The 13225-nt window shown below is 45.3% G+C and carries 13 protein-coding genes; 7 read left to right on the top strand and 6 right to left on the bottom strand.

The genetic code is table 11. The features are described 5' to 3' along the window. Nucleotides 1–86: 86 nt before the first annotated feature. The gene (ganS, locus tag AC4EHK_RS01010) at nucleotides 87–1373 is read right to left on the bottom strand and encodes a galactooligosaccharide ABC transporter substrate-binding protein GanS (protein ID WP_490976938.1); all 1287 of its coding nucleotides are present in this window, start codon (nucleotides 1371–1373) and stop codon (nucleotides 87–89) included. Nucleotides 1374–1537: 164 nt separating this feature from the next. Beyond that, entirely contained in the window at nucleotides 1538–2530 is a 993-nt protein-coding gene (ganR, locus tag AC4EHK_RS01005; RefSeq protein ID WP_490976937.1) for a galactan degradation operon transcriptional regulator GanR, read from the bottom strand. Between the two features lie 128 nt (nucleotides 2531–2658). Here ganR and AC4EHK_RS01000 point away from each other — a divergent pair, with 128 nt between their 5' ends. Beyond that, nucleotides 2659–3693: an aldose epimerase family protein gene (locus tag AC4EHK_RS01000; protein ID WP_490976936.1), complete on the top strand. Its 1035-nt coding sequence runs from the start codon at nucleotides 2659–2661 to the stop codon at nucleotides 3691–3693. An 80-nt stretch (nucleotides 3694–3773) separates the two neighbouring features. Here AC4EHK_RS01000 and AC4EHK_RS00995 read toward each other — a convergent pair whose 3' ends face one another. Next, entirely contained in the window at nucleotides 3774–4841 is a 1068-nt protein-coding gene (locus tag AC4EHK_RS00995; RefSeq protein ID WP_490976935.1) for a M42 family metallopeptidase, read from the bottom strand. A 255-nt stretch (nucleotides 4842–5096) separates the two neighbouring features. Here AC4EHK_RS00995 and AC4EHK_RS00990 point away from each other — a divergent pair, with 255 nt between their 5' ends. From AC4EHK_RS00990 to AC4EHK_RS00975, 4 genes are all read left to right on the top strand, one after another. Then, a complete protein-coding gene (locus tag AC4EHK_RS00990; protein ID WP_490976934.1) occupies nucleotides 5097–5915 on the top strand; it encodes an alpha/beta fold hydrolase in 819 nt (272 codons plus the stop codon). 130 nt (nucleotides 5916–6045) lie between these two features. Beyond that, entirely contained in the window at nucleotides 6046–7380 is a 1335-nt protein-coding gene (locus AC4EHK_RS00985; protein ID WP_490976933.1) for a hypothetical protein, read from the top strand. A gap of 60 nt (nucleotides 7381–7440) precedes the next feature. Further along, a complete protein-coding gene (locus AC4EHK_RS00980) occupies nucleotides 7441–8412 on the top strand; it encodes a class F sortase (RefSeq protein WP_490976932.1) in 972 nt (323 codons plus the stop codon). A 202-nt stretch (nucleotides 8413–8614) separates the two neighbouring features. Next, nucleotides 8615–9214 (top strand): hypothetical protein, encoded by a 600-nt coding sequence (locus AC4EHK_RS00975; RefSeq protein ID WP_490976931.1) that lies wholly within the window; start codon nucleotides 8615–8617, stop codon nucleotides 9212–9214. A gap of 111 nt (nucleotides 9215–9325) precedes the next feature. On the opposite strand, the gene AC4EHK_RS00970 is transcribed toward AC4EHK_RS00975, so the two are convergent. The 3 genes from AC4EHK_RS00970 to AC4EHK_RS00960 are packed head-to-tail and all read right to left on the bottom strand — an operon-like array spanning nucleotide 9326 to nucleotide 11285. Next, nucleotides 9326–9829: a methylated-DNA--[protein]-cysteine S-methyltransferase gene (locus AC4EHK_RS00970; protein ID WP_490976930.1), complete on the bottom strand. Its 504-nt coding sequence runs from the start codon at nucleotides 9827–9829 to the stop codon at nucleotides 9326–9328. Then, nucleotides 9826–10695 carry a DNA-3-methyladenine glycosylase family protein gene (locus AC4EHK_RS00965; RefSeq protein WP_490976929.1) on the bottom strand — a complete coding sequence of 290 codons (870 nt, stop codon included), beginning with the start codon at nucleotides 10693–10695 and terminating at the stop codon, nucleotides 9826–9828. Before AC4EHK_RS00965 ends, AC4EHK_RS00970 begins: the two co-directional genes overlap by 4 nt. A 20-nt stretch (nucleotides 10696–10715) precedes the next feature. Next, the gene (locus tag AC4EHK_RS00960; RefSeq protein ID WP_490976928.1) at nucleotides 10716–11285 is read right to left on the bottom strand and encodes a bifunctional transcriptional activator/DNA repair enzyme AdaA; all 570 of its coding nucleotides are present in this window, start codon (nucleotides 11283–11285) and stop codon (nucleotides 10716–10718) included. A gap of 244 nt (nucleotides 11286–11529) precedes the next feature. Between AC4EHK_RS00960 and AC4EHK_RS00955 the strand changes: the two genes are divergently transcribed. Beyond that, on the top strand, nucleotides 11530–11886 hold the full coding sequence (locus tag AC4EHK_RS00955; protein ID WP_490976927.1) for a hypothetical protein: 357 nt from the start codon (nucleotides 11530–11532) through the stop codon (nucleotides 11884–11886). Nucleotides 11887–12208: 322 nt separating this feature from the next. Next, nucleotides 12209–13168 carry a sugar-binding transcriptional regulator gene (locus AC4EHK_RS00950; protein ID WP_490976926.1) on the top strand — a complete coding sequence of 320 codons (960 nt, stop codon included), beginning with the start codon at nucleotides 12209–12211 and terminating at the stop codon, nucleotides 13166–13168. The last annotated feature ends 57 nt before the right edge of the window (nucleotides 13169–13225 follow it).

The following is a 13225-nucleotide window of genomic DNA, read 5'->3' as shown; positions in this document are numbered from 1 at the left end:
GCCCGGCAAACAAACAAGTTTACCGGCCTTTACAACAAATGGCGCCAACCGCTTTAACGTTTGACACCATTTCTCGCTATTGCAAATCAGTTGCCGCCATGAGTGGCTTCAATTTGTCCTTCAATTGTTTCTACAGCCTGGTTTAACGCATCTTCTGGCTGAGCTTTTCCTGTGGCAATGGTCTGCAAAGCAGAATCGGCCGGTGTCCATACTTCATTCATTGACGGAATGTTCGGCGTCAATTCGGCAAAGATAGATTGTTCCGCTACTGCTTGGGCAACTTCGCTTTCAGCTACGACTGGGTCGTTAGCTAAGGCTTCTACTGCCGGAACTTCTTGTGTTTCTTCAAAACGAGTACGGGAATTTTCTTCATTTGCCAGGAACAACAGCAATTCTTCGGCAAGTTCTGCATTTTCCGAATAAGCGCTGACGTTGTAGCTCTTCACGCCAATAAACGAACTCATGTTTTCGCCATTGTCCAATTCAGGCAATTTTGTCATTCCGAAGTCCACGCCTGCATCCGTAAATGGATCTACGTTCCAAGGTCCGGAAATGATGGCTGCCGCTTTTCCTTCTGTGAACAACGACTCCAATACGTTAATGCCCTGTTCCCCGATGATTCCAGCTGGGAATAGGTCTTCGTCATAGAATTTCTGAATATAGTTTGCGCCTTCAATCGATCCTTCGTTGTTCAATCCAATATCCGTCGGATCGTAGTTGCCATCCACATCCTGACCGAAAATGTAGCCGCCATAGCCACTCATGACGCTTTGTGCGTAATAGATCTGATCAAACAATGCCAGGAATCCAAACTGGTCGCCTGTTGTTGTTTCCTTTGAATACTCGTACCACTCTTCAAGTGTCGCCGGCAATTCTTCTTCCGTGATTAAATCTTTGTTGTAGTAAAGAATGGTCGACTCTACCGCTTTCGGCAATCCGTAGACTTTTCCGTCCACCATTTGTGATTGCATGGCTGCATCCGTATAAATGGATTGAACGTCTTCTTCGACCGCTACTTCTTTCACCAATCCTTCAATAACAGCTGTACCGATCTGGTCGCCCGCCATGGTCAAAACGTCCGGTCCAGTTCCGCCTGGCCCATCAAGGCGCAAGTCTTCAATCTGCTGTGCATATGGTTTTTCCACAATTGTGATCGTTACATCGTTTTCTTCTTCAAACTGTGCAACGGCGTCTCGAATGCCGTCAGCTTTTTCAATATCTTCCCAGACGATCAGTTCACGGTTTTGGCCTTCTGCAGCTTCTCCACCTGTTGAGCTTTCATCGCTCTCTTGCGGTCCACATGCTCCCAAAGCCAAACTTAACGCGACCCCACTCATCAAACCGATATACTTTGTAGATTTTTTCACGAACATACACCCTCTCAAGTCATTTTCGAAACTCTCTCCCAAGTTTCTGATGAAAGCGCTTCCTGAAATTTAATATAGCATTGTTAGAAAAAACTGTAAACAATTAATTTACTAAAAATAGTAAAATTTTTTACGAAAATAAAAAGCAGCCTGTTTTATCAGGCTGCTTTCTAGTTTGTGCTTTTTCTGACAATTAATTGTGCACCCAAGTACAAGGTCTTTGTGCATTTCCGCTTTTCCAGCAATTGCTCAAGCAATAGCGCAATGGCATTTTTGCAAATTTCCGCCATATCGATGTGGAACGTGGTCAGTGGCGGTGAAATGTATTTGGCGATGCTGATGTTGTTAATGCTGATAACACTGACTCTTTTCGGTACTTGGATGCCATGTTCATTTAAGGCTTGCAGACATCCGACCGCAATTGGATCCGCTGCGATGAAAAAAGCGGTAGGCAACTTGTCACCCAATTCTTCTATTGCATTGGTCATCAGCTGGTACCCGTTGTCTACTGAAAATCCTCGGTGGCAATACACATAGCGATCCTGCAGCAGCCCTTTTTTCTCCATGTAATCACGGAATGTTTGCTCGCGGATATCCATTTCGTCCCCGTCTGTATTGGGGTTGTGGTAAGTACCGCCGATAAAGCCGATATCCTGGTGGTCTTTTTGGATCAGAAAGTCGATTGTTTTTCTCGTAATCTGCGCCAAATCCGGTTTTACCGAATCAAAATGCTCCGGATCAGGTGTAGAATCAATAAATACACCATGGGGCGTCAGTTTTCGGAGGTGCGCAATTTCCTTGTCTGAAAAGGTTCCGACTGCGATAAAACCTTCAATATTATCAGGAATTTGACGGATGCCGCCTTCTATTTTGTACGTTGTCAATTCGACGTTGGAAAGCTTGGCCATGTTCTCTATTTCGATTCTCATGGTCTTAAAATAAACGTCTTCCAACTCTTCTCTTTCGGTCAGCCAATACAAAAAGGCGATATTTTTTACCAGTGATTTAACCGTTTTCTTTCGGTAGTTCAGCTGCTCTGCTGCATCAAATATTTTTTCCCTTGTTTCTTCAGGCACCGACAAGCTTTGGTCATTGCTTAACACACGCGAAACCGTCGAAATAGAAAATCCGGATTTTTCCCCGATATCTTTAATTGTAGCCAATCTTGCCACCTCCATTTTTTCTAAGTAAATTATTTTACTTAATTTTTACTTGTTTTTTCCTTGTTGTCAAGCTATATTAAACTCCTATATAAAACTTAACATTTTTAACGGAGCAGGAGGCAAAAGAAATGAACATTGAAAAGAAAGAACTTGGCGGAAACTGGCACGAGTATACATTGCAAAACGACCGGGGTGTTTCCGTTAGCGTGCTGAATTACGGCGGCATTATTACAAAGCTTTTCGTTCCTGATCGGGATGGAAATCTTGAAAACATTGTTCTTGGTTTTACAGATTATGAAGATTATCGGTTAAACTCCAATTATTTCGGCGCATTAATCGGCCCAGTTGCCGGCAGAATTCAAGAGGCTCAGTTTGAACTCGACGGCAAGCGCTACCAGCTTGAAGCCAACCAGTCAAAAAGCAACTTGCACGGCGGATCGGAAGGCTTTCATCAAGTAGTGTGGGACGTTTCCCCTTTCCAGACAGATGATGCTGCGGGACTTGCGCTTTCCTATACCAGCCCGGATGGCCAAGGCGGATTTCCAGGAAACGTGGAAATTACGGTCACTTATACACTTACAAGCGATCATCAGCTGCTGATGGATTACGAAGCGATCAGCGACCAGGCAACCGTCCTCACCTTGACCAATCATTCTTATTTTAATTTGAGCGGCAATTTAACTGACACGGTGCATGATCACCAGTTGGCTATTGCCAGCAGCACGTTTGCAGAGCTTGATCCAGAATTGATTCCAACAGGCAAGCGGCTCCCTGTGGAAGGCACGCCATTTGATTTTCGCAGCGAGCGCCGGCTTGGGGACGGCTTCAACGATAATTATGAACAAAATAAACGGGCCGGAAGCGGATATGATCATTATTTTATTTTTGATGAGCACGGGTCCGGCACAAGCAAACTGCAAGACACAAAGAGCGGGCGCAGCATGACAATTGAAACTGACCAGCCAGGCATGGTCCTGTACACAGCGAACGGGTTGAGCGAAGGATTAAACCTTTTCGGCAGTCCGTCACGAAAGTATCTTGGCGTCTGCTTTGAAACACAAGGTTCTCCCGCTTCCCTTCACCATTCTGGATTTCCGGATATTAGGCTGCAAGCCGGAAAGCCTTATAGCAAACGGACAGTTTTCGCGTTCAGCAATAACTAATAAACCTATTTTCCCCACTCAATAAAACTAAAAAAACCGGAGCCAGTTTAAAGCGGCTCCGGTTTTAATGCATTGCAAGATCAAACAAATTTCATGTCTCCCCACTCTGAACTATTTCTCAGCATCGCTTTCAGTAAGATGAGTCCTGCTTCGAAATCATTTAAATCCGCCATTTCAATCGGCGAATGGGAATAACGGCGCGGGAATGTAATAGCTGCCCCCAAAATGCCTTCTTTCACAAGATGGACCGCCGACAAGTCTGTTGTTCCATTGGGCATAACCGATAATTGAATCGGTACACCGTGTTTACCGGCATACTTTAAAATGAGGTCTTTCATCTGCGGCGCCATCAAATTGCCGCGGGCACCTCCGCCAGACAGCAAAGGAAGCACCGGTCCTTTGCCAATGGCGATTGGATAGGTATTGCCATCGGGGGTGTCTACACACGCGATGGTGTCGAGAATAATAGCGTAATCGGGATCAATTTTATAGCCGGCTATTTGTGCCCCCCGCAGCCCCACCTCTTCTTGTACCGTAATCACACCAACCAAAGTTCCGCTAAAGTTCTTATCTTGAAAGGCTTTGAATAATTCCACAAGCAGGACACAGCAGCTCCGGTTATCGATCGCCTTGCCGCAAATCAAATCCGTATTGGTAAAGCGGTCCAGATCGCTGATGTAGGTGATGGAGTCGCCAATTTGAATGCCCATTTTCTGAACACGTTCTCTGGAGTGAGCCCCGACATCAACATACATGTCGCCAATCGGCAAAACCGTGGTTTTTTCGCTGGCGGTCTGCAGGTGGCCAGCTTTCACGCCGATAACGCCAAAATGGCCATTGACGTTCACTTTGCGTCCGACCAGCAATGCGTCCATCATGCCGCCAGTTCGTTCCATCCGCAGGAACCCTTTCTTGTCGATGGCGCTGACCATGCAGCCGATTTCATCTGAATGCGCCGATACCAAAACGGTTGGCCCTGGTTTGTTGCCTTCTAAAACCGCATAGAGATTGCCCATGTGGTCAATCTCAACCGCCGCCAAAGGTTCCAGCAATTCAACCAGCCGTTTGACCACCTGATGTTCTCTTCCTGAACTACCTGGCAAAGCTGCCAATTCTTTTAGTTCTTGAAAAAATTGCTCTTTAAACATCGACTCTCCCCTTTCAGAATACTTTACAAAATCTATACTACTTGAAAATCAATGTTCAGTCTTTTGGAAATTTTTATTTATTTCAACCATTTTTTTTTAGAGGCTTAGAAACAGGCCACTCCAGCTTTATAGATCGTTTTCCTAAACAACTTAACTGTATGCCAAAAAAAATCCTTGATTTCTTGCAGTTTATTTATCGTTAGCAAAGGGAAGCTTATCATCAGTACAGTTTTTAAATTAGAGGAGGAGAAATTTTTGGGACATTATATTGAAGTAGAAGACGGCGTAAAAGTTTATGTAGAAGACATTGGATCGGGGCAGCCCGTCGTATTTATCCACGGTTGGCCGCTAAACAGCAAATCGTTTGAATCACAGGTCAGCATCCTGGCGCAGCAAAACTTCCGATTTATCGGCATTGACCTCAGAGGGTACGGAAAATCGGACAAGCCGTGGTCGGGCTATGACTACGACACAGCGGCGAGCGACGTAAAAGCAGTTGTTGACCACTTGAAACTTGAGAATTTCGTACTTGGCGGATTTTCTATGGGCGGGCCGATTGCGATCCGCTACTTAACGAAGTTTGGCCAGCAAGGCGTAGATAAATTGCTATTGATGGGAGCAGCTGCTCCAGTGTTCACACAACGCGAAGATTTCAAGATCAACTTGAAACCTGAAGAAGTGGATGACATCATCAAGCAAATCAAAGAAGATCGTCCGGCTTTCCTAGCTCAGTTTGCAGATATGTTCTTTGAGCAGAAAAAATCACCGCAATTCCTGCAATGGTTCCAGCAGCTTGGCCTTGAAGCCGGAGCGCATTCAACCATTAACTCGGCCATTGCATTGAGAGATGAAGATTTGCGCGGCGAATTGGCAGGCATTACCGTGCCAACAGCCATTTTCCACGGCAAAAAAGATCAGATTTGTGCGTATGAATTGGGTGAAGAGTTGGAAAAACAAATTCCCAACTCCGTTCTTGTTCCATTTAAAGACAGCGGACACGGCATCAATGCCGATGAACCCGAACGCTTTAACAACGAATTGCTAAGCTTCCTTAGAAGCTCCGGCGTAAAATAACAGGATTTAGATAAGATGGGGAAGAAGATGGCCTTGCAGCCATCTTCTTTTTTTTTTCAAAAAAGTGATCTAGTTTCGAACCCGCTCCGTTATGTATGTAAGAAACTTAAAACAGAGGAGTGGTTTTATTATGAAATGGAACAAAGTATTGGTACCTGTACTCGGAGCCGCATTATTAATCCCAGGAATGGCAACAACGGCATTGGCAAACGAATTGCCGCCTACGGAAACAACTGGCGTGGAACTTCGCGCAACATTGGATTCGCTCTTGTCAGAGCATTACGCACTGGCTGTTGATTCCATGATGAAAGTTTATGACGGAGATGAAGCGGCAGACGCAGCCGTAGCAGCACTTGATGCCAACGCAGCGGACATGGAGCCGGTCATTGCTTCCGTTTACGGTGAAGAAGGCGGAGCAGCTTTCGTCGAAATTTTCGATAAGCACAATATGGGCACGGACGATTACGCGGCTGCTGTGAAAGATGGCGACGAAGCGATGCAAGAAGAAGCATTAGTTGAGATCCAGTCATTCGTTGACGAAATGGGTGCCTTCCTTGGCACAGCAACAGAAGGCAATCTCCCAGAAGATGGTGCAACTGCAGCTCTTCGTGAGCACGAAGACTTCGTTCAAGAAACATTTGACTTGTATGTAGAAGGTGATTACGAAGCAGCTTACACATCTTACCTGGAAGGCTTTACACAAATCTTTGGAGCTGGCAGTGCCATCAGTGGTGCGATTTCTGCTCAATTCCCAGATCAGTTTTCCGATCCGAACACACCAGCTGGTGATTTCCGTTCAACCGTGAACCGCATTGCCGCTGAGCATTTCGCTTTAGCACAATTGAGCATGACAAAAGGGTATAATGGTTCTGAGGACTTTGACTTTGCCGATTGGGCACAAGACCAGAACACCGAAGAATTCCGTGCAGCTCTTGCATCGGTCTACGGTGAAGAAGCAAGCAACCAGTTTGTCGAACTGTGGAACAATCAGCACATCTCTGTACAAGGCGACCTGGTTGTCGCAACAGCAGCTGATGATCAAGCTGCTGCAGAAGAAGCAACCAACACATTGACTAGCACATTCGCAACAGAGTTGGGTACATTCTTGAACAGCGCAACGGAAGACCGCATGCCTTTGGATGAAACCATTTCAGGCGTACAGGCACATGAAACATCCGTTGTGGATACATTCCAACAATATGTATCCGGCGACTATGAAGCGTCATATGAAACATACCGCGCTGGTTATGCGATCATGTTTGATATCGGCAAAGGATTGAGCGGGGCTATTGTGGATCAATTCCCTGAGAACTTTGAAAACACAGCACCTGAAAAAATGCCGGCAACAGGACTTGGCGGCATGGAGAACCAATCTAATACGATGATCCTTTGGATTACGTTAAGCACATTGATCTTATTGGCAGCTGGTACCATCACGTACCGCCAAACCAAAAACCAGCAATAACTAATATTCAGAGGGGGCCATTGGCTCTCTCTGTTCCTGATTGGAAAGGAGGGAATTTTGATGAAGCAGCTTGTCACGATCGGAACGGCCGTCATGTTATGTCTCGTTTTGTTCATCATTTTAGAGCCTTTGGCTGCCAGTCCAACAGTTGAAGAAAAAGTTAAACCTGTTGAACAAACTGAACAAGCAGAGCAAAAGCCAGATGAGGAAGAGGTATCCGGCAACTATGTCGACAAGATTGCGGAATTTCCGATCCTTCCGGAACAACGGGAAAAGTTGGAAATGCTTCAGCGGGAACGACAGGAAAGCGTAAAAGGCATGGAACCTGCCCAGATTGAAGTTCCATCCATTGGCGTCAAAGCCGCCATCGAGCCAACTGGCATTTTGGATAACGGTGAAATGGGTGTGCCGGAAGATGTGGATCAGGTTGGCTGGTTTGAGCCTGGTTTTAAAGCAGGTGCAAAAGGCAATGCCGTATTGGCAGGACATGTCGACAGCTTGACTGGTCCGGCTGTCTTTTATGAACTGACAGATGTAAAAGTGGGAGAAACTGTTATTTTAACAGATGCCGATGGACGCGAGATGGTATTTGAAGTGAAGAACCTGACCAGCTATGAAACCGACGAAGCGCCCATCGAAGAAATTTTCGGCAACTCAGACAAGCGAATGATCAACTTGATTACTTGTACTGGCGACTTTAACCGCGACATTGGATCTCATGAAGAACGGCTGGTCGTTACAGCTGAATTGGTCTCCGATTCCAGCGTCAGCCAAGCACAGCCGGAGCCGCCTTCAAACGTGGTAGCTACTGCTTTCAATATCTCTTGGCACGCAGTGCGTGATGATGCCATTATCGGTTACCGCATCTACGAAGAAGATCTGGAGACAGGTGAAATTGAGAAAATCGAAACGGTTTCACTGTTCGACAGAAAGAAAGTGGATCTGACAACAGATGATACGAAGCGCTACTTCATTACTTCAGTGGATGTCGATTTAAATGAATCCAAAAAAGCAGAAGCGCAAGTAAAATAAGAATGGAAGTTAAAACAACACCCTGATTCTTAAGGTTTTAAGAACCTGATGAATCAAGGTGTTTTTTTGATCTTTTATAAACTATGGGTTCATGAAACAGATTTTCATGTAAAAAAATGGAACTTACTAGAAGTTCATCCGTATTAAAGTTATGAACACTGCAGCAAACATATTACGTTTAACTTTATAAGGAGGAATTGTGATGAAGAATTTCAAACACAATGAACAAGCCTTTTTGCCAAAACTATTAGGTTTTCTGTTTATAATATGTTCTTTTTTACTCATTGCCGGTTGCTCAAATCCCGAAGCAGCTAATGAAGCCGCCTCTGCAGACAAAAATAAACAAGCTATTCAAGCGGTGATTGAGAAAGAGTTTAATGGCCCTGATGAAAAATACAGGGACTTGTGGGAGGGTGCAACGGAAATACAAACTGCCGAGATGGATCAAGAAGAGTATAACGCGTGGCTGGAGACACCTGAATACCAAGAATACATTGAGTACATGGAGGAAACCTACTTCCCATATTTCACAGAGAATGGCTATGAAACATTCATCAATACAAGTGCTTTTTCATACAGTTTTTCTAATGCTGAATACAATCTAAACACTACTGAGATCGAAATCACTCAAAGCGAAAATGAACCCACTCTTTATAACTTCACTTTTGTCGTCAGCTATGAAAATGAAGACGGCGAAACAAGCCAATATAATTTTGATGGCAACACGATTGTTCCGCAAGAAGGAAAGATTGGAAAAATCCAGTTCAACGATCAAGATGGTTTGACTCAACAAATAAGATGATAGGTAAAGGCCCGTGACTGGAACCATCTCAATTTTAAGACCGCTGATTCAGAAGCGAATCAGCGGTCTATTTGTATCCTTATCGTTCTCAGATGAACGCGCTAAGTTTCATCACGCCTTATGGACGGACTGATGATTTTCGGCAACCTCTTTTTCGTGGCGGAGCAGCCATTCTTTCCGCGTCAATGTGCCAGCGTAACCCGTTAGTTTGCCGGTAGCCCCAATGATTCGGTGGCACGGCACGACGATGGTGAGTTTGTTTTTGCTGTTTGCGTTCCCCACTGCTCTTACGGCTTTGTCGCTGCCAACCGCTTTGGCGATGGCCCCGTATGAGACGGTTGTTGCATACGGAACTTCGGTCAATGCCGACCATACTTTTTGTTGAAACGGCGTACCTGTGGAGGTGACCGGAAAATCAAATTCCATACGCTGTCCCTTGAAGTATTCTTCCAGCTGCTGCTGACAATCGACGATCACCTGCGGGCTGTCCGGATTGACTGGAAAATCCACTGTATCTTTTTCACTGAACAAGATGGACGTGATCACATCTTTTGTTCCAACGATTTCTACGATGCCAATGGGCGATTGAAATTCAACCTGATGCAATTCATTCATAATAAAGACCTCCATAGATAGAATGTGGCATATGCTTGCCACCCTTCCCAATTTTTCGCCAGTTTTGTAATTTCTTCGATTGTTGGTTTTCGTTCCATTTCTAACTGAGCCTTTAACGCATTGTGCAGGCCAACGTCTGCTAGAGGAAAGGCCGATTGGCTGTGCAGGCATTTCATCATGACGTAATTGGCCGACCATGCGCCAATACCCCGAATTTTCAGCAACACCGCTTCCGCATCCTCTTCCTGGAGCAGCCGTTCCTTTTCTAAATCGCCGGTTGCTATTGCAGAAGCAATGGCGAGAATGTATTCTGCTTTTCGGCCAGTGAGCTGCAATGCTTTTAAATCAGCGACGTCCAGCTCGGCGATAGCCTCAGCACTTGGAAACGCCCAATATTGTTCACCTTCGTAAATCAAGGACTCCCCATAATTTTCGACAAATCGTTTCTTTAAAGTATAAGCAAAGGTCAGGTTGATCTGCTGGCCCATCACCGCCCAGACGAGCGCTTCAAACAAATCCGGAACGCCCATGATCCGCAATCCGTAATATTGCTGGACTACTCCGCTCAGCACCGGATCCGTTTCCGACATGGCGTAAAAGCCCCGTAAATCTGTTACCAGATCAAACCAATCCTCCACGTGGGAAGCAACCATTCGGCTCTCGGCTTCTGGCGGAGCACCAAGCGGAAAATCGATGCGCAAAGCTCCGGTCCCCAAAATTACGCGAAACAGAACAAGTCTCCCGTTAAGCTTCAATAGTTTGGTCAGAACCCCGTCTTCAAGCCGGTACAAGTTTTCCTGTGACGATCTGCCAAGATGGATGAGGCATTCTGTAAAATTAAAGTCATCCGGCGTTTTTATTTCCATATACGGCTCCTCACTCTTTTTCATGAAGATACCGGCTCGTTTAGCTTTCGAAATTCATGTGGGGAATGCGTTTTTAGCTTGCGGAATATTTTATAAAAATTGGATGGGCTTTGAAATCCTGCTTCAAAACATATTTCCAGGTTGGATAATTGGGTTTGCTTGAGCAGCTGTGCTGCCTTGTCGATCCGAATCTTTTCCAGACAGGACCGGGGAGTTTCAGAAGTTTCCTGCTTGAACACGCGCTCCAAGTAAGACGGGCTCATGCCAACATGGCCCGCTATGTCCTGCAAGCTGATGCTTTCGCGGTAATTGGCTGTCAAATAAGCCATCACTTGGCGTGTAAGTTCTTCGTCGGGTGAATACTCCGTTTCCGGCTGGCATCTTTTGCATGCGCGGAATCCGTTTGCCTCAGCTTCTGCCATCGTCAAATAAAAGTCGACATTGGTTTTTTTCGGTTTCCGGGAACGGCAGGATGGACGGCAGTAAATTTTGGTGGTTTTAACCGCCGTGTAAAAAAGACCGTCGTATTTCCGGTCGCAGGCCAAAACCTTTTCCCACATCTCTTCAAAGGAAAAATTGATCTTCTCCATTATCTGGCCTCCCTCCACTGGAATTGGGTGCAGCATTTCACTGGACTCTTTGCCTCATTATATCCCAAAATCGGACACTCTTCAGCCCAGCGCCTCGCTTGTGTTCTCTATTCTATAACCAAAAAAGAGAAGATGCCTCCTCAATCTTGCTTTTATCGTCTAAAAAACCATAAGCGTAAACATTTTATTTTCGCTCGCCTTCTTTTATAATGGGGAAGATGTCTATGAAAGAAGGAATAAATTCATGATACAAATTTTTTGGTACGTTTACGCGGCTCTTCTTGCTACGTCAACAATTGCATTTTTCATTCATGGCGGCTATAAAAGCTCCATTTTTCTGATTGACTTGGCATTTACGGTCATTGCCTGGGTGGGGCTGTTCGGATTTGTGACCCATTTCCAGATTTTCACGCCACTTGCCTGGCAAGTGATTCTTGGCGCCGTAGTATTATGGGACCTACTGTTTTTCTTTTTTATCAAGGCACATTTCACGGAACAAGAGCCGGAAGCCGGCACCTTATCCATGACTGTCTTTTCAGGGCTGCTCATGCTGTTGATGCTCGCCCCTCTCTATTATGCTTTATTCCAATACGCATTTTAATGGCTCTGCCCTATCAAATGCTAAAACTGCCGTTGTCCATTCTTTATTGGGCAACGGCAGTTTTTTAATGGGCAAGTTTTTCGGCATTCGCATCGTGGAACCTGTAATGCTATAAAATCCATAATAGAACACAACCTGGCGGAAAATTAGATTCAATTTCTCGGCTTAGGAAGATTCCCTGCTATTAATTGATCGAATCAGGCCGTTATCTCCATTGGCAATGGTATACAAAAAAGCAGGAAAACCGTATAATAATGACATGAAAGCGGTTTACAAGTTAGCTTTAAAGCCGCTAATCGGACTCTGACGAGAAGGTGCTAGGATGATGAATTGGGAAGAACGCAGACAGATCGTAAAGGTCGCTAACCTCTACTATTTCGACGGTCAAACCCAGGCGCAAATCGCCAGTAAGATGGGCGTTTCCCGCCCGGTCATTTCAAAACTGCTGAACAAAGCACGGGAAATGGGCATTGTGGAAATTTATATTAAAGATGAAAACGCGCATACTGTAGAATTGGAACAGCAACTGGAAACAACCTATCAACTGAAAGAAGCATTGGTTGTGCCAGCAGCCAATTTGAGTACGGAAATGGTGAAGCATGCGCTCGGTAAAGCAGCATCCTCCTACGTATCCAAAAACATAAAAGGCATCAAATCATTGGGCATTTCTTGGGGCAGCACCTTGTCTAAGTTTGTCCAGGAATACCCGTTTGAGCAGCATCGGGACTTGCAGATTGTTCCACTGGTTGGGGGGATGGGCCGGAAGTTGGTCGACATCCATTCGAATCTGCTTGCTTACCAATTGGCACAAAAAATGAATTCCTATTGCTCGTATTTATATGCACCCGCGATGGTGGAGTCTTTGGAGCTAAAAAAACGCCTTGTTCAATCAGAAGATATTGCGATGGTTTTGAAAGAAGGGCGCAGCGTGGAAATGGCAGTCGTGGGGCTTGGCAATCCGTTTGAAGGTTCAACGATGACGGAAATGCAGTATTTGACTTCAAAAGACCTGGCTTCATTGAAACTGGCCGGTGCTGCAGGTGATATCGGTTCACGTTTCTACGATGCGGATGGCAACCAAATCAAGCATCCATTGAACGATTTGGTCATTGGCTTGGACCTTGAAGAATTTAAAAACATACCGCAGGTTATTGGTATTGTTGAAGGCGCACATAAAGTGGAAAGCATACGGGCTGCCTTAAAAGGCGGCTATTTGGATGTGCTGGTCATCGATGACGTAACGGCAGACTTGCTGCTTCATCCCAAACAATCAACGGATTGAATTTAAGTGGAAACGGCAAAAAGCCGATTGGTTCGATGCTTAATGCATCGGCCAATC

Source organism: Planococcus sp. TJ-307 (genome assembly GCF_058268435.1).
The sequence above is the reverse complement of the archived record's forward strand: the minus strand, read 5'-3'. Positions and strand labels throughout refer to the sequence as shown.

What these genes read in the sequence shown, in the direction of transcription:
- AC4EHK_RS00950 (WP_490976926.1), top strand. Translation starts at nt 12,209, where the DNA reads ATGATGAATTGGGAAGAACGCAGACAGATCGTAAAGGTCGCTAACCTC.
- AC4EHK_RS01000 (WP_490976936.1), top strand. Translation starts at nt 2,659, where the DNA reads ATGAACATTGAAAAGAAAGAACTTGGCGGAAACTGGCACGAGTATACA.
- AC4EHK_RS00955 (WP_490976927.1), top strand. Translation starts at nt 11,530, where the DNA reads ATGATACAAATTTTTTGGTACGTTTACGCGGCTCTTCTTGCTACGTCA.
- AC4EHK_RS00995 (WP_490976935.1), bottom strand. Translation starts at nt 4,841, where the DNA reads ATGTTTAAAGAGCAATTTTTTCAAGAACTAAAAGAATTGGCAGCTTTG.
- ganS (WP_490976938.1), bottom strand. Translation starts at nt 1,373, where the DNA reads ATGTTCGTGAAAAAATCTACAAAGTATATCGGTTTGATGAGTGGGGTC.
- AC4EHK_RS00965 (WP_490976929.1), bottom strand. Translation starts at nt 10,695, where the DNA reads ATGGAAATAAAAACGCCGGATGACTTTAATTTTACAGAATGCCTCATC.
- AC4EHK_RS00970 (WP_490976930.1), bottom strand. Translation starts at nt 9,829, where the DNA reads ATGAATGAATTGCATCAGGTTGAATTTCAATCGCCCATTGGCATCGTA.
- AC4EHK_RS00975 (WP_490976931.1), top strand. Translation starts at nt 8,615, where the DNA reads ATGAAGAATTTCAAACACAATGAACAAGCCTTTTTGCCAAAACTATTA.
- AC4EHK_RS00960 (WP_490976928.1), bottom strand. Translation starts at nt 11,285, where the DNA reads ATGGAGAAGATCAATTTTTCCTTTGAAGAGATGTGGGAAAAGGTTTTG.
- AC4EHK_RS00985 (WP_490976933.1), top strand. Translation starts at nt 6,046, where the DNA reads ATGAAATGGAACAAAGTATTGGTACCTGTACTCGGAGCCGCATTATTA.
- AC4EHK_RS00980 (WP_490976932.1), top strand. Translation starts at nt 7,441, where the DNA reads ATGAAGCAGCTTGTCACGATCGGAACGGCCGTCATGTTATGTCTCGTT.